Consider the following 24,651-nt stretch of genomic DNA (forward strand, 5'->3'; position numbering starts at 1 on the left):
TCAGGACAGGTCCAGGGGCGGTACGCAGAACGGCGCCCGCAGTAGTCCTCCGGCACGCCCGTTCCTCCGGGCCCACTCCTCAGCGGGATGTGTGTCGGGGACCCCAGATCATGCGGTGCTCGTCGGCAGCTCGGAGACGGATGTAGGGCCGGCGGTTGTAGGCATCGAGGACGGCGTCGAGTGCGACGGACAGCCCGGAGAGGTCGCGGTCGTAGATCCGCCCGTCATCGATCTGCTGAGCCAGCTCGTGCAGCGCCTGGGGCCAGTCCCGGCGGGTGAGCGGCTGCCGCATGGGGACCTCTACGCGCCGCTCGACGACATGGACTGCGCTACGGCCGGAGGCCGCGGCCCGTGATTGCTCCCAGGCACGTTGCCGGCACGCCGGCGAGCACCAGGTGGGGATGCGCCCCTGGCGGCGGCGCCCGGGATGTGTGCGGTGCCGTCGGGCGCACGGAGCTCGAGCCGAGTTGGTGAGCCGGCGTTTCGGCGAACCGTGGTGTCCCTGAAGGCGGCTCTAGGGACACGTTCTGGCCGCTTACCCCTCCGCCACCACCGCTGAGAACATCACCCGGGAAAGACGTGCGGCGCCCACGCGAACGGGGCGCCCGTGCGCTTCCCGCACCTCCGGCAAATCTTGTCGTCCACACTCAAGGGCTGCTCGCCGTCCGGATGTCGCTGGACGTAGGAGTGAAACCCGAACCGGCACCGCAGTGGCTTCCGAGTCATGGGCCGAGGCTAAGAGTCGTCGATCCCGCCCCGGAGGGGACTACGGCCCTGCGCGCCCCAATCGCCCAAAGCAGGCCGCTCAGGGGCACTTCCTCGGCTCGCTCAGACAGACGGAGGCCTTACTGGGGAGGAGCATCACGCCATGAACCTCGTTCGCCTGGCGGTGTTGACCGGGTGCGAGGAAGCCTGCAGTCTTTCGCGTCCCGAGCGCGTAGGACTTGGGCGCGGGCGAGGTGGCAGCCCGTCCCAGCAGTAGCCGTTGCAGTAGGGGCGCGGCGCCTTCCGCAGCACGATCGTCGGAGGTCGGCTCGACGGTCCTCGTCTGCCGGCCGATGCCCGACTGCCGCTCGAGTCCGATGCCGGCGAGCGCAGGCCGTGCCTTGATGCCCAGGGCTCGGTCGCTGCTGTTCGCCTGCCGGAGGCCAGGCATGCGATCGGCTGCTGGAGCATGTTCGTGCTCGAGCCCGGTGAGCACGACCCGTCCGCGTCGTTGCTCACCGCCGCGATGTGGGCCGGGGCAGGGCTGCCGGCCGGGAGACGTCCGTCCCGGTGACGAGGTCGCCGTCGACGCGCTGCTGGACCCAGGCGTCGTGGTGGCCCTAGCCAGGCCTCCGGGCAGTCCGGGTCCTCACCGCGGAAGGCGCGTGCTCAGCCGGGCCGGTCGGTCGCGGCCTCCTGGATCGAGGCCCAGACCCGCTCCGGTGTCAGGGGGAGGTCCCGTATCACTACGCCGGTGGCGTCCGTGACTGCCGCGGCGAGGGCCCCGGCCGTGCACAGCAGCGCGCCTTCGCTGATTCCCTTCGACCCGTAGGGCCCTGGACCGTCGTGGTTCTCGACGGCGGCGCTCACCAGCTCCACCGGGACGTCCTTGAACGTGGGAATGCGGTAGTCCAGGGCGCCGAGGTTGCGGATTCGTCCGTGCTCGTCGAGCAGCAGTTGCTCCATCTGGCTGTGGCCCAGTCCCATGATCGCGGCGCCTTCGTCCTGGGAGACCACCTGCAGCGGGTTGAGCTCCGTACCGACGTCGCTCACCGTCACGTGCCTGGTGAGGAGCAGCTCTCCTGTCTCCCGGTCCACCTCCACCTCGATGGCGGTGGCGTTGAACTCGTAGAAGGCGGCGTCGCCGCCGAGCGGGTGCTTGCTCTTGCCGCGCAGCCGTCGGGTGCCCTGGCCGATGAACTCCCCGCGCAGCGGGCCCAGTGCCTGCCGGGCCGCCTCGGGCAGGCTCAGCTCGCCGTCGGGAGTGACCAGCACGCCGGGACGCTCGGACAACTCGTCGGCGGGGACGTCCTTCGACTCGGCGTAGAGCTCCAGCACCCGCCGGCGCACGTCCTGGCAGGCCTCGAGTACGGCCGAGCCCATGAACACCGTCGACCGGCTCGCCGAGGTCTGGAGGTCGAAGGGCACGGTGCCGGTGTCGCCGCTGACCACTGAGACGTGGTCGAGCGCCACCCCGAGCTCGTCCGCGAGGATCTGTTGCCACAGCGTCCGGGCGCCCTGGCCCATGTCGGAGGTGCCCGCGTAGACGATCGCGCTGCCGTCGGCCAGCAGCCGCACGAGGCTCTGCGACAGCCCCGAGGTGGCGCCCGGCTTGATGCCCACCGCGATGCCACGGCCCCTGTTAGGGGGGAGCGGCGTCCCCCAGTCGATCAGCTCGGCGGCCTTCTCCAGGCTCTCGTGCCACCTGCCGTCGGCCGCGGCCTCGGACTCGCCGCGCACGAACGCCTCGCCCTGGGCGACCAGGTTCCGCCGACGGATCTCCAGGCCGTCCAGGCCCAGCTCCCTCGCGCCCGCGTCGAGCTGCGACTCGATCGCCCACGCGACCTGCGGGCTGCCGAAGCCGCGGAAGGCGGTGCTGGGCGTCGTGTTGGTCATGACGGCGCGGGCGTCGATCCGCACACCGGGGATGCGGTAGGGCCCGGCCGCGACGTAGCTGCCCTTGCCCATGACTCGTGGGGCCACGTCGGCGTAGGCGCCGATCTGGAAGTCGGCCCACACCTGGTGGAACGTGAGCGCGCCGTCGGACGTGAAGCCGGTCCGGGCGGCTATCCGGCAGCCGGCGCGCCGCATGCTCTGGAAGGTCTCCTCCAGGGACAGCACGATCCGACAGGTCCGCCGGGTCCGGAGCGCGAGGAAGGCGATCAGCGGCTCGATCTTGGGGTTCTGCTTGCCCCCGAAGCCTCCGCCGGGGTCGGGCGCGAAGACCCGCACCTGGTTGAGGGGCAGTCCGATGACCGAGGCGATCGTGCGCTGCAGCACGAAGGGGTGCTGCACTGGGGAGTAGACGTCGAGGCCGCCCTGGTCGGTCGGGACGACGACGGTGCCGCCGGGCTCGATCGGGAAGTGCGTGACCATCGGGAACGTGTAGGTGTTCTCGACGACGACGTCCGTGCGCGCCTCCTCTGCCTCGAGGTCGCCCCAGGCGTAGTGCGCGTCCTCGAGCACGTTGGTGCCGGCGAGGGCGTGTCCCGGCCGGATCGAGGGGTCCTGGACGAGCTGCGCGCCCGGGTCGAGGGCGGCCTCGAGGGAGTAGACGCCCGGCAGCTCCCGGTAGTCGACGACGACGGCGCGCGCGGCGGCCTGGGCCGCATCGAGCGTCTCGGCGACCACCGCCGCCACGGGCTCGCCGTGGTAGTTGACCCGGCCGTCGGCCAGCACCGGACGGTCGGTGTGGGAGACGCCGAACCGCGGCATCGGGGCGGGCAGGTCCGCCGGGGTCACCACGTCGACGACGCCGGGGATCGCCCGGGCGGCCGTCGCGTCGATGCGGAGCACGTCCGCGCTGCCCACCGGCAGCGTCACGATTGCGACCTGCAGCGCCCCGGGGAAGCGCAGGTCGGCGAGGAACCGCTGGGCGCCCGAGGTCCGCGCGTCCCCGCCGTAGCGCAGCACGGGCCGGCCGACCTGCCCGCCCGGATGGAGATCCGCCGGGAGGCCCAGGTCGTCGCGCTGCTCGACCGCGCGCTCCGGCGCGGTGGTCACTGCGCCGCTCCTCGCCGGACGGCGGTCGCCTGCACCGCGCGCACGATGCGCTGGTAGCCGGCGCAGCGGCACAGGTTGCCCGACAGGGCCTCGCGGATCTCGGTCTCGTCGGGCGCCGGGTTGGTCCGCAGCAGGTACTCCGCGGAGACGACCTGGCCCGGGATGCAGAAGCCGCACTGGACCGCGCCGGCCTTGAGGAACTCCTCCTGCAGGTCGGTGAGGCCGTCGGTGGACAGCCCCTCGACGGTCGTGACCTCGTGGCCCGCGGCCTCGACGCAGAGGACGAGGCAGGAGTTGACCGCCTTGCCGTCGAGCAGCACGGTGCACGCGCCGCACTCGCCCTCGGCGCAGCAGCTCTTGGTGCCCGGCAGCCCGACCTCGTCGCGGAGGCCGTCCAGCAGGGTGCGGTGGGCGGGGACGGCGACGGTGCGCTCGCTGCCGTTCACGGTCAGCGTGACCGGCTGCAGTTCGTCGTCCACGAGGTGGTCGTTGACGCTCATGAGGCCATCTCCCTGGGGTTGCGTCGGCTGGCGGCGGCGTGCACCGCGCGGGTGGCGAGGACGCGGAGCGTGGCGAGGCGGTATTCGCGGCTGCCCCGGACGTCGGAGATCGGAGTCGCGGCCGACAGCAGCTGGTCGAGGGCCGCGCCCAGGGCGGCCTCGTCGGCCAGGTCGACCGGTCCGGGCACCTCGGTGCGCAGCGGCCGTGGCCCGACAGCGCCCATCCCGAGGACCAGCCCACCGTCGGTGCGCACCCCAGCGGCCACGCTGACCGTCGCGAGGTCGACGCCGCGCCGCCGGGTGAGGCGGCGGAAGGCCGACCCCGAGCCTGGCGAGGGGCGGGGGAGATCGATGCGGGTCACCAGCTCGCCGGGCCCGCAGAGGGTGCGCCGTGGCCCGAGGAAGAACTCGTCGAGCGACGCGGTGCGCTCGCCGTCCAGCGACGCGATGGTGACCCGCGCGTCGTGCACGAGCAGCGGGGGAGCGGTGTCAGCTGCGGGTGACGCGTTGCAGGAGTTGGCGACCAGGCTCGCCCGGTTGCGGATGGCCACGGACCCCACCGTGAGGGCCGCCTCGACCAGCGCCGGGTACCAGTCCTGGGCCACCGGATGCGCGACGAGCTCGCCGAGCGTGCACGTGGCGCCGATTCGCACGCCGTCGTCCGTGGCGATGATCGGCTCGGGCAGGTCGGTGACCGCCTTGAGGTCCACGAGCAGGTCCGGCTCGACGGTGTGGTGCCGGAGCCCGACCAGCAGGTCGGTGCCGCCGACGAGCGGCCGTGCGCGCTCGCCGCCGTCGGCCAGTGCGGTCAGCGCGTCGGCCGTGGTGGTCGGCCGGTAGTACCTCGGCATCCTCGCCGTCCTTCCGGGGTGACTGGTCAGGGATGACTGATGGTGGAGACTGGGCTGGGACCGAGTTGGGCGCATGCCCGCTTGGTCACCTCGTCGATCTCCCCGATGGCGTCGATTCGACGGAGCAGGCCCGCGGCGGCGTAGAAGGCGGTGAGCGGCGCCGTGAGGTCCCGGTACACCTGCAGACGGCGGCGGACCGTCTCGGGCTTGTCGTCCTCGCGCGCGACCCACTCGCCGTCGACCAGCAGCCGGCGACCGGAGAGGCGGCGGACGACCTCCTCTTCGTCGACGACGAGCTCCAGGACGATGTCGAGCCGCTGGCCCCGCTCGGCCAACGCCTCGTCCAGGCGCTCCGCCTGCGGGATGGAGCGCGGGAAGCCGTCGAGGAGGAAACCTCCGGTGGCGTCGGTCTCGGCCAGTCGAGCCAGCACCATGGCGACGGTGATCTCGTCCGGCACCAGGTCCCCGGCATCCATGAAGGCCTTGGCCCGCCGGCCGAGATCGGTGCCGTTGCTGACGTTGGCCCGGAAGATGTCCCCGGTGGAGATGGCCGGGACACCGAGCTTCCCAGCGATGATCTGAGCTTGGGTTCCCTTGCCCGCACCCGGCGGGCCCAGCAGGACGATGCGCATCAGGACCTCATTCCGTGGGCGGGCCGCTGGGCAGCACGCCCGAGCCGACGACGTAGGTGCGGGCGTTGGTGAACTCGATCGCGCCTGCTTCGCCGAGTTCTCGGCCGTAGCCGCTGCGCTTGGTGCCCCCGAACGGCAGCCTCGGGTCGGAGGCCACGACGGCGTTGACGAACAGCGCGCCGGAGGTGATGCGCCGGCCTACGGACAGTGCGCGTTCCGGGTCGGCACTCCAGACGCTGGCGGCCAACCCGTAGCGGGTGGCATTGGCGATGCGCACCGCCTCGTCGTCGTCGGCGACCCCGATGACCGCGGCCACCGGTCCGAAGGTCTCCTCAGCCATCACGGGCATCTCCGGTGTGACGTCGGCGAGGACGGTCGGTGGGAACCAGGCGCCCGGTCGGTCGAGCCGCTCGCCCCCGATGAGCAGCGTGGCCCCGGCGTCCACCGACTCGCGGACCTGCCGCTCCAGCCCGGCGACCAGGTCCGCCCGCGCCATGGGGCCGATGGTCGTGGTCGGGTCGGTGGGAGCTCCGACGGTCAGCTCGGTCACCGCCTCGGCGAACCGGCGGCTGAAGTCGGCGGCGACCGCCTGGTGGACGACGAACCGCTTGGCCGCCAGGCAGCTCTGCCCACCGTTGATGAAACGGCTCTTGACCGCGGCTGCGACGGCGAGCTCGAGATCGGCGTCGTCGAGGACGACGAAGGGGTCGGAGCCGCCGAGTTCCAGCAGGCTCTTCTTGATGGCCCGGCCCGCGGCGGCGGCGACGGCGGCGCCGGCGCGTTCACTGCCGGTGAGGCTGACCGCGGCGATCCGGTCGTCCTCGATCAGCGCCTGGCTGACCGCCGGGACGTCCTCCTCGGCGACGACGATGCTGCGGAACACGTTCTCGGGGAGGCCGGCGTCCCGGAAGGCGCGCTCGATGGCGAGCGCGCAGCCGGTGACGTTGGGGGAGTGCTTCAGGATCGCCGTGTTGCCCGCCAGCAGGGTCGGCGCGGCGAACCGGAGGACCTGCCAGAAGGGGAAGTTCCAGGGCATCACGGCCAGGACCACGCCCAGGGGCTCGTGCGCGACCCAGCTGCGCTGGTCCCCGGTATCGACCTCTACGGGAGCCAGCGCAGCGGGTCCGTGGTCGGCGTAGTAGTCGCACGCCGTGGCCGACTTCTCCACTTCGGCGCGCGCCTCGGCGATCGGCTTGCCCATCTCGGCGGTCATGAGGGCGGCGAGCTCCTCGACGTCCTTGCGCAGCTGAGCGCCGATCGCACGGATGATCTCGGCTCTCTGTTCCACCGGGGTCGCGGCCCAGGAGGCTTGCGTCTCAGCCACCGAGCCGAGGACGGCGAGGACCTCGTCGACGTCGGAGCCGGGGTAGCTCGTCAGTGGCTCGCCGGTGGCCGGGTCGACCGTGGTGACGGTGGAAGGCATGTGCAGCTCCTAGCTGGTCGTGGGTCAGCGGCGGTTGTCGAGCCGGCCGATGGCTCAGCCGAGGACGAGCACGTCGGTGAGGACGGAGGCCGTCAGTCGATCGGCGTCAGGTGCGTTCGATGGCGAAGGCGCTGACCCGCAGCGACCTGTCGGGAAGGACGGCGTACTCCAGGCCACCCACCCACGGCGGCTCCCCGGGGTCGTCGCCGAGGTGGGCCAGCGCGCAGGCGCGCAGCACGGGGGAGTGCGTCACCGCGACGGTGAGCCCACCGGTGGGGCCGCCTGGGTCGGCCAGGCTGCCGGCGAACGCGTCGATGCGGCGGGCGAGAGTCGTCGCGTCGTCACCGGGGACGTTCGGTAGCCGCAGCCACCAGCCGATCCGGTCGGGGTGGTCGAAGAACCCGGAGAAGAACGGGTTCGACGCCGCCTGGTCCTCGGTCATGCCGGGAACCTGCTCGGCGAGGGCACCGGCGCTGCTCACCATGTCGACCCGTTCGCCTGCCACGTAGATGTCGGGATTGCGCAGCGCGAAGGCCACGCGAGGTCCCTCGACCTCCGCCCCCTCGCTCCGCGCCCCCTCGGCCACGGCCTCGGCGGTCTGCCGGGTACGCAACGTCCCGCCGGTCAGGACACGAAAAGCCGGCCTCTCCTTGCCGAGGTCACGGCCGACCTGCCGGGCGATCTCCACCCCGTTGTCCGTGAGCGGGACGTCCCCCCGGTGCGAGGCGATCTCGCTGTGGCGCACCAGCAGGAGCCGGTGCGCCACAGCGACGTCGGGGCCGGACGGCTCAGACATCGATCGTTTCGTACGTCTTGACGCTGCGCTCGGCCAGGTACTCGATGATGTAGCCGAACACGTTCTCCTGGAAGTGCGGCGTGTTCTTGTGGTCCTCGTAGGCCTGCGCGTCGGTGTACTGCTCGTAGAGGAAGAAGGTCTCGGGGTCCTCCGGGTTGACCTGCGCCTGGTAGAAGACGTTCCCCGGCTCGGCACGCGACAGCGGCGTCATCTTCTTGATCACGTCGGTGACCCGCTTGGCCTCTCCGGGCTTGGCCTTCCAGGTGGCTGCGACGACGAACGCCATGTCAGTTGTCCTTCCGATGGGGTGTTCCGACGGTGTTGCGCAGGACGCCGATGGGGCCGGCGTCCATCTCGATGACGTCCCCCGGCTGTAGCCAGCGGTCCAGTTCCAGCCCGGAGCCGCCGGTGGCGGTGCCGGAGCCCAGCACCTCACCGGGCAGCAGGGTCTGGTCCTGGGCGGCGTAGGCGATGAGGTCACCGAAGCTGTGGTGCATGGCGGCGGTGGTGTCTCCGCCCCAGCGCTCTCCGTTGACCCGTACCTCGAGTTCGAGGGTGGCGAGGTCGATCTCGTCGGGGGTGACGATGCACGGGCCGAGGACGTTGGAGCCGTCCCACTCCTTGGCCTTGGCCGGACCCATGCCGACCGGTAGCTCGCGGCGTTGGACGTCGCGGGCGGACATGTCGTTCCAGATCGTGAACCCGAAGACGTAGTCCAGCGCCTCGCTGGCGGGAACGTCCTTGCACGGACGGCCGATCACCGCGGCGAGTTCCAGCTCGTGGTCCAGCTGCTCGGTGTAGGAGGGCCAGGCCAGTTCCGTGTCTGGTCCGGTGATGGTGCTGCCGACGCTGCGGTAGAAGGCCGGCACTTCGTACCACTCGGCGGGGATGTCGCGGCCGAGGTTCTTGAACGCGTTCTTCAGGTGCCCCTCGAAGGCGAGGAAGTCCCGGAACGACCGGGGCTGCAGCGGCGCCAGCAGGCGAGCGTCCGGCGCCGGCCGTTCTGTGCCGATCGGCGCGCCGGCCTCGATGAAGGCGATCATGTCGCCGTCGAATCCGATGTCGAGGACCTCGTCGCCGTCCAGTCGTCCGACGCGGCTGGTGCCGTCGGGAGCTGCGTAGGTCACGTACTTCACGAGCCGACCTCCTGAACCGCGTCGATGATCGTCACTTGCAGGCGTGGTGCCGGTCGCAGACCTGGACGACGCGGGGTCCTTCGCGCGATCGAGCACCCGTTCCGGGGCGAGAGGCAGCCGGGTGGAGCGGCGGCTGAGGTCACGTCTGCGACTCCTGATCGAGGTTCGCGTGCGGTGGACAGCCCGGCCGGGCGCGGCGAGGTGCGGCGCCGTGCCCGGCCGGAAGGCCCGCTCAGACCGTGGTGATGGGGCGGGACTGCAACAGGAAGAGGTCGCCCGCCGCGTCGAAGGCCCACTCGATGTCCTGGGGGACACCGTGCAGCTCGGCGAGCTTCTGGCCCATCTCGGCCAGGGCGACGCACTCTTCGTCGGAGAGCACCCGCTCGGCGTCGACCACCTTGGCCCTCTTCACGACCCCCTGCCGGGAGAGCGTGTAGTTGTCCGGGGTCACCTCGCCGGAGACCACGGCCTCGCCGAGCCCTCGGGCGGCCTCGACGACCATGCGGTCCTTGCGGCCGTGGACCGGGTCGATGGTGAACATGACGCCGGACTTCCGGCTGTCGATCATCTGCTGGACGACGACGGCCATGGCGACGTCCTCCAGCGACCCCTTCTCCTGCCGGTAGAAGACGGCGCGGTCGGTGAAGAAGGACAGCCAGCACTCGACGACGTTGTGCAGCACCGCGTCGAAGCCTTCGGTGTTGAGGAAGGTCTCCTGCTGGCCGGCGTAGCTGGCGCCCTCGGAGTCCTCGGCACAGGCCGACGACCGGACCGCGACCAGGCCCTGCAGCTTGGCGTACTCACGTTCGATCAGCTCGCGCGGCGGCTTCGCCGCGGCGACGAGGGACCTCGCGGCCTCCACGTCCTTGCGGCGCATCGCGTCCCGGAGGGCCTCCTCGTCCACCGCGGCGGCGAAGGCCGCCGAGGTGATCACGAAGCCGGGCGGGACGGGGAGTTCCTCGGCGGTCATGGTCGCCAGGCTGGCGCCCTTGCCGCCGGTCAGCTCCACCACCTGGCACCGGGGATCGCTGAACGGCAGGACGAGCGGCTGCTCGTGCGTCGACACGGCGGCGTGCTCCTCGGCGGTCGGGGGCGGGAGGATCGCGGTCATCGGGCTCACCTCTCAGAGGGCCGGGGCCGGGGCCGGGGCCGGGGCCTGGGCCGGGGCCGGAATGGCGGGGGCGTCGGACACGATCTCGACCCGGCCGGTGGAGCCGTTGACCCGCACGCGGTCACCGGTCTTGATCCGGCGGGTGGCGTCGGAGGTGCCGACGACCGCGGGGATCCCGAACTCTCGCGAGACCACGGCGGGGTGCGACGCCATGCCGCCGGCGTCGGTGACCAGACCCGAGATCTTGGTGAACAGCACGACCCAGGACGGGCTCGTCATCCGGCAGACCACGATCTCGTCGGGCTGGACTTCGCTGAACTGCTCCTGGGAGAGCACGACGCGGGCGGTTCCCTCGACGACGCCGGCCGAGGCCGGGAGCCCTGGGATCTCGCCCTCGTGGCTCGGCGCCGGCCGGTTGAGCTTCTCCGGGAACGCCCACAGCGACAGGTACGGGAAGGCGACGGCCTCTTCGGTGGCCGTGCCGACCCAGTCGCGCGGCCGCAGCTCGTAGGCGTCCTCGCGGGCGTCGCGGCGGTCGCCGACCAGTTCCTGCGCGTCGAAGGAGTTGGTGCCGGCCATCAGACGGCGCAGCTCGTTGTACTTGAGGTACATGACGTCCTCGGCATCGTCGAGCTTGCCGTCGCCGACCAGCTTCTTCCCGATCGCGATGAGCACGAGCCGGACCCGAGCGTTGGTGCCCTGGTCGATGTAGAAGTGGTGGTCAGGGGTGAGCGGGTTCATCCGCAGGCTCAGGTCGAGCGCCCGCTCCAGCTCGTCGCGGGCCGGGCCGGGTTCCACGCCCTCGAAGACCTCGCCCTTCGCCCTCTCCAGGTCCTCGGCCACTGCCTTGAGCTCGGCCGGGTAGTCGTAGTCGGACTCCAGGTAGCCGCGCACGGCCTCGACGATCGGCGCCGGGTTCTCGCGCCATGTCTTGAACGAGAACTCGTGGGCGTACATCGACTTGTACCCGAAGACCTTCTGGTACGGCTCGATGTGCTCTGCGAGGAACGTCCGCCCGGCCTCCGTGCCCTCCAGGGCGCGGATCACGTCGACGGCGGTGGGCTTGGTGAAGGCCTTGGCGACCTCGCCCTGCTCGTTCTTCACCCACTCCTTGATCTTCCAGAGCTCGTCGATGGAGTCCCAGTTGCGGTTCTCGGTGGAGCTCTGGAGCCGGCCCATCAGCGCCGAGTGGTCGCCGTCGCCCTTGGCCGCCGCGATCGCGGCGTTGAGCGCCAGCGTGGAGGAGAACTGGGCGAAGTTCAGCACCCAGTGGATGGACCAGTGCCGGTCGTGCATGTCGATCGCGTCCTCGAGCAGGATCGCGAGCTCGACGAGGCTGGCCCCGTCGTAGTCGTACTCGTCGAAGCGCACGAAGTTGCGCTCCATCTCCGGCCGCAACCGGTCGCGCCACCAGCCGAGGAAGTTCTCGGCGTAGTACGGCAGCGTCCAACCCATGTAGCCGCCCAGCTCGGCCGGGTCCTCCGGGTCCAGGGGGACCCGGGGCGTGTAGCGGGCGCCGTACTCGGACGCCTCGGCCGAGAGGCCCGGGGTGGCCGGGATGGCCGCGGTGTAGACGTAGCCGTTGACGATCTTGGAGATCCAGTCAGAGGCGAACGGGGTACCGAAGCGCCGGAACATGTAGTCGCACTTCAGCCACCAGCCGCCGATGTCTGCGTACATGGGGGAGACGGGGTTGGGGATGTGGAGGTCGTCATGCACCCAGAACAGGTCCTTCTGGCCGGCCTCCCACTGCACCGGGAACTCGTCGTCCCCGAAGAAGGTCGCCAAGACGTTGTCGCTCATGCCCACTCCGGTTGTGGTCGTTGGGAGATGTGTGGGGCGCGTACGTCGGCTCTCACCCAGCGGGGCGAACGGCCGAACTATCGATAATCTGGCAGGGCGGTGTGACGCACGTCAACCCTCCGAGCCGGGTTTTCGTGACCTGGGCCGCATCTTACGGGTGGTGAACGATCGATCACTGTGGTTGACAGCACATCATCAGGCCGTACTATCGATAATCAAGCGGGCCGCCTGGGGCGGTCCTCATCCGAGGGAGAACGAGTGGATCGGCCACTTCGCCGCGACGGCGTCCTGCGCGACCAGATCAAGGACCTGATCGTCGAGCGCATCCTCGATGGCACCTACGGCCCGGGCGACCGCGTCAAGGAGAGCGTGCTGGCGGCGGAGTTCGGTGTCAGCCAGGCGCCCGTTCGCGAGGCGCTGCGGGATCTCGAAGCGATGCGCTTCATCGAGTCGCAGCCGCACAAGGGCGCCCGCGTCCGTGAAGTGACCGTGGAGGAGCTGGGCCAGATTTATCCCGTGCGGGCCGCCTTGGAGGAGGTCGCCGGCCGGGAGGCTGCGACCCGGATCACAGAGGACCACGTGGGTGCGCTGGAGGACGAGCTGACCGGCATGCGCCATGCCGCTGACGCCGGTGACCTGCATGCGCTACTGGTCCACGACACCCGCTTCCACGAGATCATCGTCGAAGCGGCGGGGAATCAAGTGCTCCTCGAGGTGTGGCGCTCGCTGCGGGTCGAGGCCCGAACCGTGGTCAGCGTGCTGCGCGGGCACTCCGACCTGCACGCCATCGCCGAGCTCCACCGCCCCGTGCTGATGGCCGTCCAGTTCCGTGACCCGGATCTGGCCGGCAAGGAGATGCGCGCGCACATCGAGTTCTTCGGCGCCTCTCTGCTGAACCGCGCACACATGCCCCAGGACAGCTGACCCCTCCGCCCGCACTGACCGAGCTATACGGAGACTCCGATGCAGCAGCTCAACGACCGCGTGTTCACCGAGACCAAGGTGCGGGGGTGCAACCCCAGCTTCGTGGTGACCTCGGCCGGTCCGGTGGTCATCGACACGCCGCAGCTGCCGACCCGGGCCGTGGAGATGCGCCGCTTCATCGAGACGTTCGGCGACGTCCAGTACCTGATCAACACCGAGCACCACGTCGACCACATCTTCGGCAACTGGTACTTCCGCGGCGCCGGCACGGTGGTCAACCACAAGGGGCTCTACGACAACTTCATGACGGTGTATCCGGAGCTGGACCCGTTCGAGTACGCCCGCGAGGCCCTGGCCACCGACGACCCGGACGGCATCGCGCTGTTCCCGGACCGGGACGAGTACTACGAGGACCCGAACAAGGGTCAGATCGTCTTCACCGGCGACCTCTCGCTGCGGGTCGGGGACCATGACTTCCACCTGCTGCACACGCCCGGTCACACCCCCGGTCAGCTGGCCGTGTACGTGCCGCAGGAGCGGATGGTCTTCACCGGCGACAGCGTCTTCTGCGAGTGCCAGACGTGGCTGATGACCAGTGACGTCGACCAGTGGCTGGACTCCCTCGAGATCATCCGATCGCTCGACGTCGACGTCGTGGTGCCCGGCCACGGGCCGGTCACGGACCTGTCCTACGTCGACAGGCAGCGGGCGGCGCTGCTCAGCTGGAAGGCGGCCGTCGCCGAGGGCGTGGCCGCCGGCTGGAGCAAGGAGGAGACCCAGGAACGGGTCAAGTTCCCGAAGCTCGGCCCGGTCGACGTCGGCCAGGAGTACATGCTCGAGTACGTCGAGACCCTCAACGCCGGCTCGCTGTTCGACAGGTTCACCGCCCGCCGAGCCGCACCGGTCCCTCCCCGCAGCTGCTGAGCCCCGACGCCGTGTGGCGGCCGCGCCGTCCCGAGCGCTCCAGCGGCCCTGACGTGGTGGCCGCGATGAGGGCCCGTGAGGAGCCTGCCGGTCCTGCGGTGGTCGTCGCCTGGGGAGGCGAGGCGCTCTTCACCTGGCCGGCCCGGCCTCGCGCTGAGGGGCGGAGCGGCCGTCGTCGGTGACGGGCGCGGGCGCAGCTGCCGCCGAGACGGGCAGGTCGACCCAGCGGGAGGCGGACCGATCCCGAGCCCACGGGCAGGTGCCTCATCCGCCCACCCCGGCATCGGCCACGACGGAGAACCACCGGGTCACGTTGGGCGCTGACTCCAGGCCCTCGAGCACCGTGCGCTTGTCGAGGAACGCCGGATCGTCGTGCCAGGCCATCCAGTCCTCGCGGCTGTTCCAGGTGCCGACGATCACCCGCGACAGCGGGTCGTCCTCGGGGATCAGCACCTGGCCGGAGACCCAGCCCGGCATGCGTCGCGCGGCCTCGAATCGGTCCCGCATCACTGCGTCCCACTCCTGCTGACCTCCAGGCCGCAGCGTGCTGGTGGTGAGCACGGTCATCATCGCCCGCTCCCTCGCCGAAGGATCCGCTCCTGCAGGTTCTCCGGTGTCCGTGGGTCGGGCGGTGAAACCCCGACACCGGGGATCACCGCCGTCCCGGGGCCGGCTGGGTTTCGGCCGCGGGTCGTCACGCTGTCCACTGGGCAGGCGGGGTCGGCGGACGGGTTCCGCCTCGACACGGGCTCGGCCCGTACAGGCTCCGGCTGCCCAGACGACGCGGGCAGTTGACGGTCGGCTGACGCGACACCCCGGTCGCACCGGCCGCTCGCAGCGATCGGGAGGACGGATGGCCGACTTCACCGCGACCGCCATCAGCGAGGGCGACCACTGGGTGATCGACGTGCCGGGTGTCGGCACCACCGAGGCCGACGAGGTCGACGACCTCGAGGAGATGGCACTCGAGCTGGTCGTCGCCATGACCCACGCCGCCCGCCAGGACGTGCACATCGATCTGCGCATCGTCTGACCGGCCATCGGCGAGTGTGTCGCTGTGACCGGACCGGAGATCGCCGGCGTCGTCGTGCCACTCCTCCGCTTCGGTTTCGTGCGGCAGGAGTGCTTCGGCCGCGGACCGACGGACCGCAGATGTCCGCGGTGACGGCGCAGGACGAGTGGCCGAGGTGCTCCTGGACGACCTCGGGGTGTGCCGGCGGCGAGGAGGAAGCCGGCCGCGGAGTGCTGGAGGGTGTGCGAGGTGACGCCGCGGAGGCCGGCGTGCCCTGCGAGGACCTCGCAGCGCCGGAGGACGTTGCGGGGTTCGAGCGGTGTCCCGTTCCGGCTCGGTGGGGACGAGCCGGCCGTCTGCTGCCCCGCTGCTCTGCCCCGGTCACCGCGCCCGCGCGCCGGTCGCCGTCGCGGCCGGTCCGGACCGGCTCGTGGGCTGACTCGCGCCGGGCGACACCCCGCCGGGATGAGGCGGGCGCCGCGGCGCTGCCCCTAGCGTCCCCGCTGTCGCGAGCGGCGCCCCGCGCGCCGACCGGTGAGGGGGGCAGTGGTGCTGTTCTTCGGGCTGGACACGTGGGTCCTCGCCGCCGTGCTCGGCGCGATCATGGTCGGCGCGACGGTCGCCGGGCTGCTCCTCGGCCGGCGGATGGGCGGTTCCTCCGACTCCCTGCGCGAACCGCTCGGCATCGTGCAGGGCGCCCTCATCGGCTTCATGGGCCTGGTCCTCGCCTTCGGGCTCAGCCTGGCGCTGGGGCGGTACGAGGCACGGAGGGCGGCCACCGTCGACGAGGCCAACGCCATCGGGACCACCTGGCTCCGCGCCCAGACGCTGCCGGAGCCGGTGCGAGGGGCGACCCTCGACCTCCTGCCGGGGTACACCCGGACCAGCATCGCCATCGCCGACACCGTGCCGGGGAGTCCCGCTCAGCAGCGGGCGCTCGCCGCGAGCGAGCGGGACCAGCGCCGGCTGTGGGCGCTGGCCGCGACGGCGCTTGAGCAGGAGCCGACCGCCGGTGCACCGCGCCTCTACGTCGAGTCGCTCAACGAGACGTTCGACGCGCAGAGCACCCGGGTCTCCGCGCTGGGCAACCGGGTGCCGACGGCCGTGATCGTCCTGGAGGTCGCCGGCGCCGCCGTCGCCCTCGGCGCGCTGGCGTTGCACCTCGCCCTGCAGCTGTCCACGGTCCGCCGCGGCCTGGCCGCGACGGTCGTGGCAGCGCTGCTCGTGACGGTCCTCCTGGTGGTGACCTTCGACCTCGACCGCCCGACCCGGGGCTCCATCCGCGTCCCTGACACCCCGCTGCTCGAGGTGTACGCCTCCATGTCCGAGCCACCGGCGGCCGCCGCCCCGGGATGATGCCCGGGCCATCCCGGTGGCGCCGCTGTTCGCGGCTGAACGGCTGCCGGAGGACCTCGCCGCCTGGGCAGACGAGGAGTGGCTGCTGTCCGACACCGCCGAGCGGCCGACCGACGACGCGGGGCTCGCGGCCGTCCGGCGCCTGCTCGAGCGGTCGCCGACCCGCCCGGTCACCGGTGCCGGCCCGGCTCGGGAACTCGTGCTCACCGAACCGCTCACCCTGGACAGGCAGGACGTCACGGGCGCGATCCCCGCAGCCGGCGTCCCGCAGGAGGTCGCCGCGGGCCCGGAGATCGCGGTGGGTGCACAGGAGCACCCGGAGAACTCACCACACGACGCGTGAGGCAACGGGCGCCGTCCGCGGCCCGGTGCGAGGCCACCGACCTGCTGGTCGCTGATCGGCCGGTCGCTCAACTGCCCCCGGTGGCACGCAGGACGAGGACGGCGACGTCGTCGGCCGGCTGCCCGGCTTGGAAGGCCAGCACGCCGGCCTCGATCCGCTCGGCGATGGCCGCGGCGGAAGCGGCCCCAGCGGTTGCCAGCAGTGCGCGCAGCCGGTCCTCCCCGAACAGCTCGATCGCCCCGGTCCCGGTGTGGCGGCGGGCCTCGGTCGCCCCGTCGGTGTACAGCAGCAGCACGTCGCCGGCCGCCAGCGCCGCGGTGCGCACCGGCAGGCGGAGATCCTCGAGGGCGCCCATCAGCGGTCCGGGAGCGCCCAGCTCGTCGAGTGCGCCGGTGCCGGCGCGCCGGATCAGCGGCAGCGGGTGCCCGGCGGAGGCGCAGCGCAGCAGCAGCTGGTCCCCGGCTCGCTCGGCCAGCACGCAGACAGCGGTGCAGGTCCCGGCGGGCGCGCCCTGCCGCATCAGCACCGCGTTGGCGGTGGCCAGCACGTCCGCCGGATCGGTGGTGCGGAAGGCGGCTGCCCGGATCGCGTAGCGGACGGCGGCGGTGAGCGAGGCGGCGACCGGACCGCTGCCCTCGACGTCGCCGATGACGAGCAGCCACGAGGAGCCGCCGAGCTCCACGAGGTCGTAGAAGTCCCCGCCGACAGCGGACATCGCCTGCGCCGGCCGGTACACCGCGGCCAGGTCCACACCGGCGGGTGTGGGCAGAAGCGGCGGCAGCAGGCTGCTCTGCAGGTCCTGCGCCAGGCGGCGGTGCCGTTCCTCGGACTCGGCCAGCGCGGCGGCCAGGCGGTGTTCGGCGGTCACGTCGGCGACGATGACGCACAGCCCGATGACGGTCCCGGCCTGCTGTACGGGGAAGAAGCTCGCGTTCCAGTGCCGCACGTCGTCCGGCCGGCTGCCCACCGCGCCGGTCATGAGCACGTCGCGGCGCGGGATGCCCGAGCACATCACCTCCCGGTACATCTCCTCGGCCGCTTCCCCGACGCCAAGATGCAGCTGCGCGGGCGTGCGCCCCAGCAGTTGCGCGGCGGGCAGCCCGTTCATCTCCTCGAGCACCGGGTTGACCCGGACGTGCCGCACCTCCCGGTCGAACAGCCCGATGCCGAACGGCGCGCTGGCGATGACGGCCTCCATCTGCGCCGCGATCACCTCGAGGCGGTGGTGGTCGTCGTCAGCAGCCAGCGGAACGGTCACGCACGGAATCGTGCCCTACCTCCCGAGGCGGGGCGGTCGACGCACCCGACCAGCGACTTGGCCACCACTCCCGGCCGAGGCAGGTCCCGCCCGGCACCACCGTGGCGGCACGTGCGAGGTGCCCCGGGGACCAACCGCTGGAGTCGACGGTGCACGTGCACCGCCCGGTCGAGCCCCCGGAGGAAGCCGAGCCGAGACGGTCGCGGCGGGTGACACACCCCGTGCGGATCCGGGGCCAGGACGCGCCGACGCCTGGTGACCAGCGAACAGCACCATGCGCCCACCACCGGCACAGCGACGCGTGCGCCGCCAGGACCTCGCGCATCGGCGGCGGTCAGCCGGGCCGGTCCCTGGGGCTGACGATCGACGTCGTCCGCCGGGATCCGCCCGCGGATGCCGGCGTCGCCGGGTCCGGCCCGGGCGACTCTCAGTGCCGGGACAGCGCCGCGAGCGCGGCCTCGATCCGCCGCCGGGTGTCGTCGGAGGTCCAGCCGGCGAGGACGGCCGCGTCGTCGCCGGCGGTCGCCTCGATCGCCGCCGTCGCGGGGCGGTGGAGCGCGACCTTGGCCAGCCGGTAGGACTCCGGCGAGCGGGCGGCCAGCTCCCCGGCCAGCGCGACCGCCCGCGGCAGCAGGTCGCCGGGCTCGGCGAGCTCGTCGACCATCCCCAGGTCCAGCGCCCGCTCGCGGTCGGTGGCCTGCGCGCCGAGCAGCACCTGGCCGGCGCGGGGGCCGAGCGCGTGCCGGACGATCTCCAGGGCGGCGGTCGGGAAGGGGACGCCGACCGCCAGCTCGGCCAGCCCGATCCGGCCGCCCGACATCAGCCGCAGGTCGCAGGCCAGGGCGAGCACGCAGCCGCCGGCGATCGCGTGCCCGTTGACCGCCGCGACCGTCGGCCGCGGGTGGTCGAACACGGCGCGGAAGGTGCGGGACAGCGCCGTCAGGAGTCGCTCGGTGTAGGGCCGTCCGCCGTCGAGGATCCGCCGCAGGTCCACCCCGGCGGAGAACGACGAGCCGGTGCCGGTGACGACCAGCGCCCGGTCGGTCGCGGTGACGGCCTCGGTGAGGGCGTCCAGCAGCTCGACGTCGAGGGCGCCGACCCGGCCGTGCTCGATGCGCAGGACGGCGACGCCGTCCCGGTCCTCGGTGCTCAGCATCGGGTCATCCTCCACGTACCGGGGCGTCGTGCCGGCCCGCGGGAGCTCCCGCACACGCGGGGCGGCGTGGACCCGCCGCCGGGATCCGGGGATCCATCCGGCGCCTGCCGGGACCGGGGCGCCGCGGGCACCCGGCCAGGAAGCCGGCGTCGACCGACACGCCCGAGGGCGGGGGAGGAGTGCAGCAACGCGCTCCGAACGGCGGCGGATCGGCTCGGACCGCGCCGTCCCAGCTGCTGCACGACCGGCTGCTGTCCCGGGGGCGTCCGGTGCTCGCTGCGCGGCGACGGCCTGCGGTTCGCGCCGCACTGCTCCACCGACGACGCGGACCTGCGCCGGGCCGCGGAGAGCCTGCGCGACTGCTCGTGGTCGCACCCGCCGCGTCGGCGCCGGTCAGGACGAGTGGCGCCAGCTCCGGCCGTCCCGGGCGATCAGGGAGCCCGCCTCGGGCGGACCCCACGTGGCTGCCTGGTACAGCGGGATGGGGCGCTCGTCCCGGGCCCAGAACTGCATCACCGGGTCGACGATGCGCCAGGACCGGCCGACCTCGTCGGCGCGGATGAACAGGGTGGGGTCGCCGATCAGGGCGTCGAGGATGACCCGCTCGTAGGCGTCGGGCGACTGCTCCTCGAAGCTCTCGTAGGAGAAGTCCATCGAGGCCTTCTGCACGCGGAAGGCGTGGCCGGGCACCTTGGCGCCGAAGCGCAGGCTCAGACCCTCGTCGGGCTGCACGCGCACGATGAGGGCGTCGGGCTCGAGGCCCGCCGCCGTCCCGGGGAACAGCGGGAGCTGCGGTGGGCGGCGGAACTCGATGGCCACGTCGGTGATCCGGGCGGGGAGCCGCTTGCCGGTGCGCACGTAGACCGGGACGCCGGTCCAGCGCCAGTTCCGGACCTCCAGTCGCATCGCGACGAAGGTCTCGGTCGCGCTCAGCGGATCGACCCCGGGCTCCTCCCGGTACCCCGGCATCAGCTCCTCCCGGGTGCCGCCGCGGGTGTACTGCCCCCGCACCGCGTTCTCGGCGATCTCCGCGTCGCCCTCCAGCGTCCGGATCGCGCGCAGCAGCTTCACCTTCTCGTCGCGGATCGCCTCCGGGTGGAACGACGTGGGTGGCTCCATGAGGAACAGCGAGAGCACCTGGAGGACGTGGTTCTGCACGATGTCGCGCATTGCGCCGGTGGTCTCGTAGAAACCGCCCCGCTCACCGACGCCCAGGGTCTCGGCGACGGTGATCTGCACGTTGTCGACCCACGTCCGGTTCCAGATCGGCTCGAAGATCGAGTTGGCGAACCGCAGCGCCAGCAGGTTCTGCACCGTCTCCTTGGCCAGGTAGTGGTCGATCCGGAAGACCTGTTCCTCGACGAACGCCGACGAGAGGTCGGCGTACAGCTCCCGGGCGCTGGCCTCGTCCCAGCCGAACGGCTTCTCGACGACCACGCGGATGGAGCTGTCACCGGCCGGCACGGACAGCCCCGCCTTGCCGAGGTTGACCGCGATCGGCCCGAACAGGCGCGGGGGCGTGGCGAGGTAGTACACCCGGTTCCCCGCGGTCCCGTGCCGGCCGTCGCACGTCGCGAGGACCTCGGCCAGGCGCTGGTAGGTGGCCGGGTCGTCGTAGTGGCCGCTCACGTAGCGGGCCGTCGCCGTCATGTCCTGCCACCGCGGGTTCCCCGCGGTGGGGGCGTCGCGGCGGCAGGCGTCCGCGAACTCGGCGTCGGTCATCGGCGTGCGGGCGACGCCGACGAGCGTCACCTCCGGAGGGAGCGCCCCGTAGCCGGCCAGCCGGGCGAGGGCGGGCAGGAGCTTGCGGGCGGTGAGGTCACCCGAGGCGCCGAAGATCACCAGCGCGCAGGGCGGAGACCGACGGCCCGTGTCGATGCTCATGTCCGGAGAGCATGCCCATCCCGGATGGCGATGGACAGGTCTCCGGGGGCCGCCGGCAGGCGCGCCCGGTCCGAGCCGGACAGCTCCTCGGCCCCGTGGCCGGGCGCGGCTTCGCCTACGGGCGAGTCCGCAAGCGCGGTTGTTCGTCTGCGGTGGTAGCCGAACGGTGATCCGCCGGTCACGATCGCGTCGTGACCGCGTCAACGGCGCAGCGGCCGCTGGACCACCGGCGGGCCGAGGTCTCGCGCAGCGCCGTGGCAGCGATCCGTGCGGCTGCCGCGGCTGCCGCGGAGGCGGCGCTGACCTACGACGACGTCGCGTGCGCCGCGGAGGCCGCCTGCAGTGCCGACCCGTCCGGGCCGCACCGCGACCGGGCAGCCCGCATGCGCCGGCGTGCCGAGGAGGAGCGGCGCGAGGCGCTGCGGATGTGGACGCGGGCCGACGCGCTGGAGTCCGCCGCGCACTGACCGGCAGTCCCCGCACACGCGAACCGACACCTCCACGGTGCGCAGCCGCGGGCCCGCTCGTCCGGCGGGGCCCGCGGCCGGCGCGTCCACTGATCGCGGGTGGCCGCGCGCGATCGGCTCCTCGGACGAGCAGGACGCCGCTGAGCCCAGGCGGGGTGTGTCCGCGCGCGGCGCCCCACGAGCAGACAGCCTGGGCACGGGTGGGGCGCGATGGCCGACAGCCGGGAGCACGCGCATCGCGCGGCGCTGATGGACCGCTCTGCGGTGGCGGCGCGCCGCGCCGCGGCCGAGCGGGCCCGGCGCTCCGCGGCCGAGCTCGTCGCCGAGGCGGGGGCCAGCCGGCAGCGGGCGGAGGAGCTGCGCCGGGGGCTGGAGGCCCGGCAACTGCGGGCCGCCGCGGACCGCGGGTCAGGTGCGCAGGGTGGTGCTGGGCAGCACGCCGTAGGCGGCCCGGTAGCGCTCGGTGAACCGGCTGGGCGTGAAGCCCCAGCGGGCGGCGACGGCGGTCACGGTGACCCCGTCGCCGGGGGTGGCGTCGCGTAGCTCCCGGTGGGCCTGGGCCAGGCGGACCGTGCGCACGTACCCGCGGGGCGTGGTGTTCAGGTGGCGGCGGAAGGCCAGTTGCACCGCGCGGGGGGTGACGCAGGCGGCGCGGGCGATGTCGGCGACGGAGATGTCGCGGTCGCAGTTGGCGTCGATGAACGCGGTGGCGCGGCGGAGCGTGCCGGGGTGGGCGTCGGCGCGGTCCGCGGCCGCGGGTTCGGCGACGGCGGTGTTCGGGAAGATCGCCAGCGCGGTGGCGGCCAGCAGCCGTGCGGCCGGCCCGAGCAGCAGCGGCGAGGCGGCGGCCTCGGGGTCGGCGAGCAGGTCGTCGACGAACCGGGTGGTCTGACGCCAGCGTGCGGCGTCACCGGGGGCCGGATGCATGGCCGTGAGCTGCCACCGCCCGCCGGGCGCGGCGGCGCCGCGGGCCACGTCGGTGAGCAGCGCCTGCGGCAGGGTGACGGTGCGAGCCTGGGCCTTGTGGGTGCGACTGACGTCGGTGGACTGTGGATGGACGGCGATGTAGACGTCCCCCGGCGCGTAGCGGTCGGTGCTCTGTCCGCGCTCGAGCCCGATGGTGCCCCGGACGACCGTGCTGATGACGACGTCGTCTCGGCCGTGGACGTCGAAGGTGATGTCGGCCGGCAGCGTGAGGTCGCAGAAGGTGAACGGGCCGGGGTCGACCGTCCGCAGGTCCAGCAGCCAGTTGGCGTCGCGGGGGGCGCCCACCTGGAGGTGACCGCTGTAGAGGGTGTCGAGGACTTCGCGTGCCTCGGCCGGGTCGCGGGTGCGGAACTCGGTGCGCCGGGGCGCTGTGGTGGTCGGGGCGCTCATGACGTACCTCCCAGCAGGTGTCGCGATGCTCAGGTGCGCAGGGTGTGGGCGGGGGTCACCCCGTAGGCGGCGCGGTAGGCGGCGGCGAACCGGTCGGGCTTGGCGAAGCCCCAGCGGCCTGCGATCGCCGCGACGGTGTCCCCGGCGGTGGGGTCGGCGGCCTGCAGTTCCCGGTGCGCGCCCTCCAGTCGCACCCGCCGCGCGTAGCCCATCGGGCTCAGCCCGACGTGGCGGGCGAAGGCCAGCTGCAGCGCCCGCGGCCCGACCCCGGCGGCGCGGGCGACGTCGGTGACGGTGATCGGCAGCGAGGCGTGCCCGTCGATGAAGGCCACCGCCCGGCGCACCACCGCCGGCGCCACCGCGCCGGTGCCGGGCAGGTGGTCCGACGTCATCGTGGTGTTCGGGAACGCCGCCAGCGCGGCCGCCGCCATCAGCTCGACCAGGTGCGCGGCGACCAGCGGCTCGGCCAGCCCGCTGCCGGGGTCGGCCATCTGCTGGTGCACGAAGCGCATCAGCCCCAGCCACGTGCGGCGCATCGGCTCGGACACCGGGCTCATCCCGTCGAACCGCACATCGGTCCCGGGGACGCCCAGCCGCTCCTCGGCCACCCGCTCGATCACCGCCAGCGGCAGCCGCACGATGCCCACGTCCACGTCGTCCCACTCGTTCGTGAACGGCACGCCGGTCGGGCACCGGAACACCACGCCCGGTCGCGTGGTGACCTCGTCCCGGCCCTCCACGTACCGGCACCCACCGCTCACCGGACTGGCCACCACCAGGTCGCTCAGCGGGGCGACCGCGCAGCGCATGCCCGCGGTGAACCGCAGCCGGTCCGCGGTCAGGTGACCGGCCGTTGCCGACCGGAGCTCGCAGGTAAACGACCCGCGGACGCCGGAGAACGCGAGCGGGCGCTCCGAGCGGTAGAGATCGGCGAGCACGGCCTGGGCGACGTCCGGCTCCCGGATGGACAACTCGACGACCTCGACCGGCATGACGCGCCTCCGGGGTGAGCGTTTCCCGGGGCCGTGGCTGGGCCGCCACCGGCAGCGCCGGCCCGACCGACGGTAGCCGCCGGTACCCGATGTGCGAAGCCCCTCGCCCACCGGCGCAGTCGGTACCCGAACAGATCCCGAACGGCCCCAGCCTGCTCTCCGGGAGTGGTTGACCACCATCAGGCCGCCCTCACCCGCCGAAGGGGGCGCCGACGACGTCCATCGCCCGGCGCGGGACGTCGGGACCGATGGGCTGATACGGATCGCCTCGTTTCGATACAGAGGCGTAGGTCCCTGTATCCGACAGGACCGCTCGGCCACGGTGGCGGCATGGCTGAGACCACGGTCGCCCCTGCCGGACACCTCCCGACGTCGGCGGACGCCTGCCCCGCCGTGCTCGACCTGGCCGGGCACGCCCCCGCCGACGACGCCCGATGAGCTGCGCGCGAGCCCCGCACGGCCGGCGCGCCGGCTTCCGCCGAGCCCCCGCCTGCTCCGGGTCGGTCGGCTGGGCGGTCGGTGCCGACGGTGCGCTCCCCAGCCCCCGCCCGGCCGACGGGTCCCCGACCGCCGGAGCGACGACGGTCGGCCGGTTGCACGCGATCGGACAGGCCGACCGGGCGATCTGCTCGACCCCGGTCGTTCCCCTGGATCCCAGGATCTGGACCTGGCCCGACTCCGCCGATCGCGTCCACCCGCTGTGCTGGACCTGCCTGGCCCTCACCCACGGGACCGACGACGGTCCCCACCACTGAGCCGATGATCATCGTCATGAGCCTGCTGTCCCGGTGGTGGCGGATCCGGGAGCGCGTGCGGACCGTCCTCGCGGGAGGCCCGACCCGCGGTGCGCTGGCCAACGCCCGCCGCGCCGTCGAGCGTGACCTGGAGGCCGCCGCCCAACGGGAGGAAGCCGAGCGAGCAGTCGCCCGGGCCGTGGCGCGCGCCGCCGAGCACCCCTCGGCTCTGCCGCGCTCCGTCCGTTCCCGCTGAACCCCGCC

24 protein-coding genes are annotated in these 24,651 nt (G+C 72.8%); 7 read left to right on the forward strand and 17 right to left on the reverse strand.

What is annotated here, in order from left to right:
- Positions 1-79: 79 nt before the first annotated feature.
- From ACI79B_RS15085 to ACI79B_RS15135, 11 genes are all read right to left on the reverse strand, one after another.
- Entirely contained in the window at positions 80-292 is a 213-nt protein-coding gene (locus ACI79B_RS15085; RefSeq protein ID WP_456928758.1) for a hypothetical protein, read from the reverse strand.
- Between the two features lie 1,082 nt (positions 293-1,374).
- Positions 1,375-3,708 carry a xanthine dehydrogenase family protein molybdopterin-binding subunit gene (locus ACI79B_RS15090; RefSeq protein WP_456928759.1) on the reverse strand — a complete coding sequence of 778 codons (2,334 nt, stop codon included), beginning with the start codon at positions 3,706-3,708 and terminating at the stop codon, positions 1,375-1,377.
- Positions 3,705-4,208 (reverse strand): (2Fe-2S)-binding protein, encoded by a 504-nt coding sequence (locus ACI79B_RS15095; RefSeq protein WP_456928760.1) that lies wholly within the window; start codon positions 4,206-4,208, stop codon positions 3,705-3,707. The genes ACI79B_RS15090 and ACI79B_RS15095 overlap by 4 nt, the downstream gene beginning before the upstream one ends.
- Complete coding sequence (locus ACI79B_RS15100; protein WP_456928761.1) at positions 4,205-5,059, reverse strand: FAD binding domain-containing protein; 855 nt, start codon at positions 5,057-5,059, stop codon at positions 4,205-4,207. The genes ACI79B_RS15095 and ACI79B_RS15100 overlap by 4 nt, the downstream gene beginning before the upstream one ends.
- A gap of 26 nt (positions 5,060-5,085) precedes the next feature.
- Positions 5,086-5,691 (reverse strand): adenylate kinase, encoded by a 606-nt coding sequence (locus tag ACI79B_RS15105; protein WP_456928762.1) that lies wholly within the window; start codon positions 5,689-5,691, stop codon positions 5,086-5,088.
- Between the two features lie 7 nt (positions 5,692-5,698).
- On the reverse strand, positions 5,699-7,114 hold the full coding sequence (locus ACI79B_RS15110; protein WP_456928763.1) for an NAD-dependent succinate-semialdehyde dehydrogenase: 1,416 nt from the start codon (positions 7,112-7,114) through the stop codon (positions 5,699-5,701).
- 106 nt (positions 7,115-7,220) lie between these two features.
- Positions 7,221-7,910, reverse strand: a complete 690-nt coding sequence (locus ACI79B_RS15115) for a histidine phosphatase family protein (RefSeq protein ID WP_456928764.1) — start codon at positions 7,908-7,910, stop codon at positions 7,221-7,223.
- Positions 7,903-8,196 carry a putative quinol monooxygenase gene (locus ACI79B_RS15120; protein WP_456858705.1) on the reverse strand — a complete coding sequence of 98 codons (294 nt, stop codon included), beginning with the start codon at positions 8,194-8,196 and terminating at the stop codon, positions 7,903-7,905. The genes ACI79B_RS15115 and ACI79B_RS15120 overlap by 8 nt, the downstream gene beginning before the upstream one ends.
- A 1-nt stretch (position 8,197) precedes the next feature.
- Positions 8,198-9,046 (reverse strand): fumarylacetoacetate hydrolase family protein, encoded by an 849-nt coding sequence (locus ACI79B_RS15125; protein ID WP_456928765.1) that lies wholly within the window; start codon positions 9,044-9,046, stop codon positions 8,198-8,200.
- A 232-nt stretch (positions 9,047-9,278) separates the two neighbouring features.
- Positions 9,279-10,157 carry a PEP/pyruvate-binding domain-containing protein gene (locus ACI79B_RS15130; RefSeq protein WP_456928766.1) on the reverse strand — a complete coding sequence of 293 codons (879 nt, stop codon included), beginning with the start codon at positions 10,155-10,157 and terminating at the stop codon, positions 9,279-9,281.
- Positions 10,158-10,169: 12 nt separating this feature from the next.
- Positions 10,170-11,960: a PEP-utilizing enzyme gene (locus ACI79B_RS15135; protein WP_456928767.1), complete on the reverse strand. Its 1,791-nt coding sequence runs from the start codon at positions 11,958-11,960 to the stop codon at positions 10,170-10,172.
- A gap of 258 nt (positions 11,961-12,218) precedes the next feature.
- On the opposite strand from ACI79B_RS15135, the gene ACI79B_RS15140 reads away from it, so the two are divergent.
- Positions 12,219-12,884 (forward strand): GntR family transcriptional regulator, encoded by a 666-nt coding sequence (locus ACI79B_RS15140; RefSeq protein WP_456928768.1) that lies wholly within the window; start codon positions 12,219-12,221, stop codon positions 12,882-12,884.
- A 39-nt stretch (positions 12,885-12,923) separates the two neighbouring features.
- Positions 12,924-13,808 carry an MBL fold metallo-hydrolase gene (locus ACI79B_RS15145; RefSeq protein ID WP_456928769.1) on the forward strand — a complete coding sequence of 295 codons (885 nt, stop codon included), beginning with the start codon at positions 12,924-12,926 and terminating at the stop codon, positions 13,806-13,808.
- 264 nt (positions 13,809-14,072) lie between these two features.
- Here the strand turns inward: ACI79B_RS15145 and ACI79B_RS15150 are convergent, their stop codons facing one another.
- Positions 14,073-14,378, reverse strand: a complete 306-nt coding sequence (locus ACI79B_RS15150; RefSeq protein ID WP_456928770.1) for an antibiotic biosynthesis monooxygenase family protein — start codon at positions 14,376-14,378, stop codon at positions 14,073-14,075.
- A 283-nt stretch (positions 14,379-14,661) separates the two neighbouring features.
- Here ACI79B_RS15150 and ACI79B_RS15155 point away from each other — a divergent pair, with 283 nt between their 5' ends.
- The 3 genes from ACI79B_RS15155 to ACI79B_RS15165 all read left to right on the forward strand — a co-directional run bounded on the left by ACI79B_RS15155 (position 14,662) and on the right by ACI79B_RS15165 (position 16,519).
- Positions 14,662-14,841 carry a hypothetical protein gene (locus ACI79B_RS15155; RefSeq protein ID WP_456928771.1) on the forward strand — a complete coding sequence of 60 codons (180 nt, stop codon included), beginning with the start codon at positions 14,662-14,664 and terminating at the stop codon, positions 14,839-14,841.
- Between the two features lie 528 nt (positions 14,842-15,369).
- The gene (locus tag ACI79B_RS15160) at positions 15,370-16,176 is read left to right on the forward strand and encodes a bestrophin-like domain (protein ID WP_456928772.1); all 807 of its coding nucleotides are present in this window, start codon (positions 15,370-15,372) and stop codon (positions 16,174-16,176) included.
- A 16-nt stretch (positions 16,177-16,192) separates the two neighbouring features.
- Positions 16,193-16,519, forward strand: coding sequence for a hypothetical protein (locus ACI79B_RS15165; protein WP_456928773.1), 327 nt, complete (start codon positions 16,193-16,195; stop codon positions 16,517-16,519).
- 67 nt (positions 16,520-16,586) lie between these two features.
- Here the strand turns inward: ACI79B_RS15165 and ACI79B_RS15170 are convergent, their stop codons facing one another.
- The 3 genes from ACI79B_RS15170 to zwf all read right to left on the reverse strand — a co-directional run bounded on the left by ACI79B_RS15170 (position 16,587) and on the right by zwf (position 20,817).
- Positions 16,587-17,777, reverse strand: coding sequence for a PP2C family protein-serine/threonine phosphatase (locus tag ACI79B_RS15170; RefSeq protein WP_456928774.1), 1,191 nt, complete (start codon positions 17,775-17,777; stop codon positions 16,587-16,589).
- A 427-nt stretch (positions 17,778-18,204) separates the two neighbouring features.
- Positions 18,205-18,933 carry an enoyl-CoA hydratase/isomerase family protein gene (locus tag ACI79B_RS15175; RefSeq protein WP_456928775.1) on the reverse strand — a complete coding sequence of 243 codons (729 nt, stop codon included), beginning with the start codon at positions 18,931-18,933 and terminating at the stop codon, positions 18,205-18,207.
- A 393-nt stretch (positions 18,934-19,326) separates the two neighbouring features.
- Positions 19,327-20,817: a glucose-6-phosphate dehydrogenase gene (gene zwf, locus ACI79B_RS15180; RefSeq protein ID WP_456928776.1), complete on the reverse strand. Its 1,491-nt coding sequence runs from the start codon at positions 20,815-20,817 to the stop codon at positions 19,327-19,329.
- Positions 20,818-21,008: 191 nt separating this feature from the next.
- On the opposite strand from zwf, the gene ACI79B_RS15185 reads away from it, so the two are divergent.
- Positions 21,009-21,284 carry a hypothetical protein gene (locus ACI79B_RS15185; protein WP_456928777.1) on the forward strand — a complete coding sequence of 92 codons (276 nt, stop codon included), beginning with the start codon at positions 21,009-21,011 and terminating at the stop codon, positions 21,282-21,284.
- Positions 21,285-21,692: 408 nt separating this feature from the next.
- Here ACI79B_RS15185 and ACI79B_RS15190 read toward each other — a convergent pair whose 3' ends face one another.
- Positions 21,693-22,661: a helix-turn-helix transcriptional regulator gene (locus tag ACI79B_RS15190; protein ID WP_456928778.1), complete on the reverse strand. Its 969-nt coding sequence runs from the start codon at positions 22,659-22,661 to the stop codon at positions 21,693-21,695.
- A 29-nt stretch (positions 22,662-22,690) separates the two neighbouring features.
- Positions 22,691-23,653 carry an AraC family transcriptional regulator gene (locus ACI79B_RS15195; RefSeq protein ID WP_456928779.1) on the reverse strand — a complete coding sequence of 321 codons (963 nt, stop codon included), beginning with the start codon at positions 23,651-23,653 and terminating at the stop codon, positions 22,691-22,693.
- Positions 23,654-24,424: 771 nt separating this feature from the next.
- Between ACI79B_RS15195 and ACI79B_RS15200 the strand changes: the two genes are divergently transcribed.
- A complete protein-coding gene (locus ACI79B_RS15200; RefSeq protein ID WP_456928780.1) occupies positions 24,425-24,643 on the forward strand; it encodes a hypothetical protein in 219 nt (72 codons plus the stop codon).
- Positions 24,644-24,651 lie beyond the last annotated feature (8 nt).

Source organism: Geodermatophilus sp. SYSU D00879 (assembly GCF_054050375.1).

Excerpts from the sequence above, each read along its gene's own strand:
- ACI79B_RS15085 (WP_456928758.1), bottom strand. The coding sequence starts at position 292 with ATGCGGCAGCCGCTCACCCGCCGGGACTGGCCCCAGGCGCTGCACGAG.
- ACI79B_RS15095 (WP_456928760.1), bottom strand. The coding sequence starts at position 4,208 with ATGAGCGTCAACGACCACCTCGTGGACGACGAACTGCAGCCGGTCACG.
- ACI79B_RS15100 (WP_456928761.1), bottom strand. The coding sequence starts at position 5,059 with ATGCCGAGGTACTACCGGCCGACCACCACGGCCGACGCGCTGACCGCA.
- ACI79B_RS15105 (WP_456928762.1), bottom strand. The coding sequence starts at position 5,691 with ATGCGCATCGTCCTGCTGGGCCCGCCGGGTGCGGGCAAGGGAACCCAA.
- ACI79B_RS15110 (WP_456928763.1), bottom strand. The coding sequence starts at position 7,114 with ATGCCTTCCACCGTCACCACGGTCGACCCGGCCACCGGCGAGCCACTG.
- ACI79B_RS15115 (WP_456928764.1), bottom strand. The coding sequence starts at position 7,910 with ATGTCTGAGCCGTCCGGCCCCGACGTCGCTGTGGCGCACCGGCTCCTG.
- ACI79B_RS15120 (WP_456858705.1), bottom strand. The coding sequence starts at position 8,196 with ATGGCGTTCGTCGTCGCAGCCACCTGGAAGGCCAAGCCCGGAGAGGCC.
- ACI79B_RS15130 (WP_456928766.1), bottom strand. The coding sequence starts at position 10,157 with ATGACCGCGATCCTCCCGCCCCCGACCGCCGAGGAGCACGCCGCCGTG.
- ACI79B_RS15135 (WP_456928767.1), bottom strand. The coding sequence starts at position 11,960 with ATGAGCGACAACGTCTTGGCGACCTTCTTCGGGGACGACGAGTTCCCG.
- ACI79B_RS15145 (WP_456928769.1), top strand. The coding sequence starts at position 12,924 with ATGCAGCAGCTCAACGACCGCGTGTTCACCGAGACCAAGGTGCGGGGG.
- ACI79B_RS15150 (WP_456928770.1), bottom strand. The coding sequence starts at position 14,378 with ATGATGACCGTGCTCACCACCAGCACGCTGCGGCCTGGAGGTCAGCAG.
- ACI79B_RS15155 (WP_456928771.1), top strand. The coding sequence starts at position 14,662 with ATGGCCGACTTCACCGCGACCGCCATCAGCGAGGGCGACCACTGGGTG.
- ACI79B_RS15175 (WP_456928775.1), bottom strand. The coding sequence starts at position 18,933 with ATGCTGAGCACCGAGGACCGGGACGGCGTCGCCGTCCTGCGCATCGAG.
- zwf (WP_456928776.1), bottom strand. The coding sequence starts at position 20,817 with ATGAGCATCGACACGGGCCGTCGGTCTCCGCCCTGCGCGCTGGTGATC.
- ACI79B_RS15190 (WP_456928778.1), bottom strand. The coding sequence starts at position 22,661 with ATGAGCGCCCCGACCACCACAGCGCCCCGGCGCACCGAGTTCCGCACC.
- ACI79B_RS15195 (WP_456928779.1), bottom strand. The coding sequence starts at position 23,653 with ATGCCGGTCGAGGTCGTCGAGTTGTCCATCCGGGAGCCGGACGTCGCC.
- ACI79B_RS15200 (WP_456928780.1), top strand. The coding sequence starts at position 24,425 with ATGAGCCTGCTGTCCCGGTGGTGGCGGATCCGGGAGCGCGTGCGGACC.